The organism is Pseudomonas sp. NPDC087639, assembly GCF_044743385.1.
In the GTDB taxonomy this organism is placed as follows: Bacteria; Pseudomonadota; Gammaproteobacteria; order Pseudomonadales; family Pseudomonadaceae; genus Aquipseudomonas.
Map to the genome: position 1 here is coordinate 1 of NZ_JBIUWI010000134.1, position 4,275 is coordinate 4,275.

General features: G+C 58.1%; 3 protein-coding genes and 1 pseudogene. 3 read left to right on the plus strand and 1 reads right to left on the minus strand.

What is annotated here, in order from left to right:
• Positions 1–225: pseudogene (locus ACIOVB_RS26990) on the plus strand (choline ABC transporter permease subunit); the annotation flags it as partial.
• Positions 222–1,400 carry a choline ABC transporter ATP-binding protein gene (choV, locus tag ACIOVB_RS26995; RefSeq protein WP_016772804.1) on the plus strand — a complete coding sequence of 393 codons (1,179 nt, stop codon included), beginning with the start codon at positions 222–224 and terminating at the stop codon, positions 1,398–1,400. The pseudogene ACIOVB_RS26990 and the gene choV, both read left to right, overlap by 4 nt.
• Before the next feature lie 251 nt (positions 1,401–1,651).
• On the opposite strand, the gene betT is transcribed toward choV, so the two are convergent.
• Positions 1,652–3,649, minus strand: coding sequence for a choline BCCT transporter BetT (betT, locus tag ACIOVB_RS27000; protein WP_401272212.1), 1,998 nt, complete (start codon positions 3,647–3,649; stop codon positions 1,652–1,654).
• A 429-nt stretch (positions 3,650–4,078) separates the two neighbouring features.
• On the opposite strand from betT, the gene ACIOVB_RS27005 reads away from it, so the two are divergent.
• Positions 4,079–4,275 (plus strand): TetR family transcriptional regulator (locus ACIOVB_RS27005; RefSeq protein WP_401272213.1); only part of this gene is annotated, 197 nt, incomplete at its 3' end.

Here is a 4,275-nt window from a genome sequence, read left to right on the forward strand (position 1 = left end):
GCGAGCATCGCGGCCGGCATCACCCAGTGCATCATGCTGTCGCTGTCGATGGTGGTGATCGCGGCCCTGGTGGGCGCCGACGGACTCGGCAAACCGGTGGTCAACGCACTGAACACTGCTGATATCGCCCTGGGCTTCGAAGCAGGCCTGGCGATCGTACTGCTGGCGATCATGCTCGACCGTATCTGCAAACAACCCGACGCTAAAGTAGGGGGTGACGCATGAGCATAATTCGCTTCGAAGACGTCGACGTAATCTTCTCCAAGGATCCACGCGAGGCACTCAAGCTGCTGGATCAGGGCATGACCCGTAACGAGATTCTGAAAAAGACCGGGCAAATTGTCGGCGTGGAAAAAGCCACGCTGGACATCAACAAAGGCGAAATCTGCGTACTGATGGGCTTGTCCGGTTCCGGCAAGTCGAGCCTGTTGCGCTGCATCAACGGTCTCAACACCGTGAGTCGCGGCAAGCTGTTCGTCGAGCATGAGAACCGTCAGATCGACATCGCTTCCTGCACCCCGGCAGAACTGAAAATGATGCGTACTAAACGCATCGCCATGGTGTTCCAGAAGTTCGCCCTGATGCCGTGGCTGACCGTGCGCGAGAACATCAGCTTCGGTCTGGAAATGCAGGGTCGACCGGAGAAGGAACGCAAGAAACTGGTCGATGAAAAACTCGAACTGGTGGGCCTGACCCAATGGCGCAACAAGAAGCCTGACGAACTCTCCGGCGGCATGCAGCAACGCGTGGGCCTGGCCCGTGCGCTGGCGATGGACGCCGATATTCTGTTGATGGACGAACCGTTCTCGGCGCTCGACCCGTTGATCCGTCAGGGTCTGCAAGACGAACTGCTGGAACTGCAACGCAAGCTGAGCAAGACCATCGTGTTTGTGAGCCACGACCTCGACGAGGCGCTGAAACTCGGCAGCCGCATCGCGATCATGAAGGACGGCCGGATCATCCAGTACAGCGTGCCGGAAGAGATCGTGCTGAACCCGGCGGATGACTATGTGCGTACATTCGTGGCGCACACCAATCCGCTCAACGTGCTCTGCGGTCGCAGCCTGATGCGCACGCTGGACAAGTGCAAACGCATCAACGGTTCGGTATGCCTCGATCCGGGCGGCGACTCGTGGCTGGACCTGGCCGAAGGCAACACCATCAAGGGTGCACGGCAGAACGGTTCGGTGCTGAACCTGCAGAACTGGGCACCGGGGCAAGCGGTAGAAGGGCTGGAGCGCAAGCCGACGCTGGTGGATTCGAATATCGGCATGCGTGATGCATTGCAGATTCGTTATCAGACCGGCAACAAACTGGTGCTGCACGATAACAATCATGTGGTGGGGATCTTGGGCGACAGCGAGTTGTATCACGCGTTGCTGGGCAAGAACCTGGGCTAAACACCCCACACACAAAAACGCCGCGAGAGGATCGCGGCGTTTTTGTTAGTGCATATATTCAGCTGCAAACAGAGAACCTGTGGTGAGGGGATTTATCCCCGATGGGCTGCGGAGCAGTCCTGAAACCGTCAAACGCGGTTGTTATGGATGACCGCGGTTGACGACTTGGGGCCGCTTCGCGCCCCATCGGGGATAAATCCCCTCGCCACAATAGTTCGGCGGTGTACTCACCACACCGCCGACCTCAGGCGTTAGCTGTACACCCGGCCAAGGAGCTGCCGATGGCTTTCAAACTGATCGAGCACATCCCGCGTGATCTGATCCTGCGTGAAGCCCATCAGGTCGTAATCCTGACTGCCGTTGTGCAGATACACCTCGGCGCGATAGAAACGCTGACGCGCCTCTTCAGACTCGATCGATTCAGTCGGGGTCGCCAGATAGCCATCCAGGCTCACTTCGTAAACGAAAGGGTTGCCCTCTTCCATCTCGATGCGCACGCCCATGCAACGTTTGGATTTACCCAACAACGTTTGCACTTCCAGACCCTGCGCACGCATTTGCGCAGCCGCATCTTCCAGCGCCGGGCTGACCTGTTTGTCCATGAAACGCTGCACCACCGATTGGCTCGGTTGCAGATCCAGTTGCGTCAGACGCTCGCTGAAACCACGACGACCGCGCTCAGCCAGTTGCGCTTGCTCCTGTTCGATCTGCACGTCCTGACGCATCGCCTTGTGCAGGCCAAACATGAAGAACACCAGCACCACCGAGAACGGCAGCCCCGCCAGCACGACCATGGTTTGCATGGCTTCGAAGTTGCCGGCGAACAGCAGACCGATGGTCACCAGGGTGATCACCGCCGACCAGAAAATCCGCAGCCAGTGCGGCGCATCTTCGTCGACGTTGCCGCCCTTGCACGACAGATTCGCCATCATCACCGCGCCGGAGTCGGCCGGGGTCAGGAACAGCACGAAACCGACAAAGATCGACACACCGATGACGACTTTCGACGCCGGGTAGTGCTCAAGCAACTGATAGATCGCCATCGACGGCTGTTCCAGCGCCGTCTTGCCCAACTCAACCGCCCCCTGATTCATCACCAGATCGAGTGCCGAGTTACCAAAGATCGACAGCCAGGCCAAGGTGAAGCCCAGCGGAATCAGCAGCACGCCGGCGACCAGTTCACGCACGGTACGACCACGGGAAATACGCGCGATGAACATGCCTACGAATGGTGCCCAGGAAATCCACCACGCCCAGTAGAACAGAGTCCACAGGCCCATCCAGCGTTCGGATTTCTCGCCACTGCCTTCGTACACATAAAGGTCGAACGTTTTCAGGACGATGCCGTTGAGGTAATCACCGATGTTCTGTACGAAGCCGTTGAGCAGGTGCAGCGTCGGGCCAAACAGCAGAACGAAAATCAGCAGACCGCTGAACAGCACGATGTTCAGGTTGGACAGACGACGGATGCCGTTTTCCACACCGGACACGGCAGCGATGGTCGCTACGGTGCTCATCACGATGATCACGATCAGCAAATTGGTGTTGCTGTGTTCCATGCCGAACAGGTTTTCCAGGCCCGAGGACACTTGCAGCGAGCCGATCCCCAGGTTGGTCACCAGACCCAGCAGGGTCACGAACATGCCGAAGCCGTCTACAGCGTGACCGGCCGCGCCTTTGACCCAACGCTCGCCCACCAGCGGATACAGCGCCGAACGCAGGGCCAGCGGCTGGTTATGACGATAGGCAAAGTAAGCAACAGCCAGACCGACCAGTGCGTAGATTGCCCAGCCGTGCAGGCCCCAGTGCAGGAACGTCAGTTGCACCGCCTGACGCGCGGCCATGTTGGTGGCCGAGGCGCCTTCCGGCGGATTGAAGTAGTGATCCAGCGGCTCGGAGGCACCGAAGTACAGCAGCGAGATACCGATACCCGACGAGAACAGCATCCCCGCCCAGGCGCCGTAACTGAAATCCGGGGTGTCGTCCTTGCTGCCCAGTTTGAGTTTGCCGTAGGAGGAAAACGCCAGGCCCACCACAAACACCAGGTAAGCGGCGATCACCACCATGTAGTACCAGCCGAAGCTGCGCGACAACCAGGCCTGAGCGATACCCAACAATCTGCCGGCCTCTTGCGGGGCGATGATCAGAATGGCGGTCAACAACAGAATCAGCGCGGTAGAGGTGTAAAACACCCAACCGTTGACCGTCACCTTCTCGGGCGGGGTCTTTATAAGCGAGGCGGAACTCATGGCACAAATGCTCCAGGCAGTGCGAGAGAAGAACACAAGGCAACACGGAACCCGACCAATCGGTTAGTTGGCAGCCGACCGGCGGGTGATATAAAGACACCCCGAAAAAAGCCCGAACCTGCCGAAATGGCGCTGCGAATCGCTTTCGTGGCCAAAGCAGTGCGGACGTTCATCCGAAACCTGGCCCTGAGCGTCTTGCCCATTCAACACGTCCATCGAACAGCGAACCGCGCCATGCCCCACGCAGGTTTCAAGCATTTTCGGATGTCGGTTTTATCGCCACTTACGTGTAGGAAATATCTGTAGGCAGCGACGATTTGTCGCAGATCTTATTCTTTGTTGATTGAACGTTCAATCAAAACAAAATAGACTGGCCCTCAATCCGATAAGCGTTCATCGCCCGTCGGAAGGCCTAAGGAGATGTGCAAGATGCCCAAGGTCGGTATGCAACCCATCCGCCGCCAACAACTGATCGAAGCCACGTTGCAAGCGGTCGATCAGGTCGGAATGGGGGACGCCAGCATTGCGCTGATCGCCCGTTTGGCCGGTGTCTCGAATGGCATCATCAGTCATTACTTTCAGGACAAGAACGGCCTGATTGCCGCCACGATGCGGTATCTGATGAA

What these genes read in the sequence shown, in the direction of transcription:
- choV (WP_016772804.1), top strand. Translation starts at nt 222, where the DNA reads ATGAGCATAATTCGCTTCGAAGACGTCGACGTAATCTTCTCCAAGGAT.
- betT (WP_401272212.1), bottom strand. Translation starts at nt 3,649, where the DNA reads ATGAGTTCCGCCTCGCTTATAAAGACCCCGCCCGAGAAGGTGACGGTC.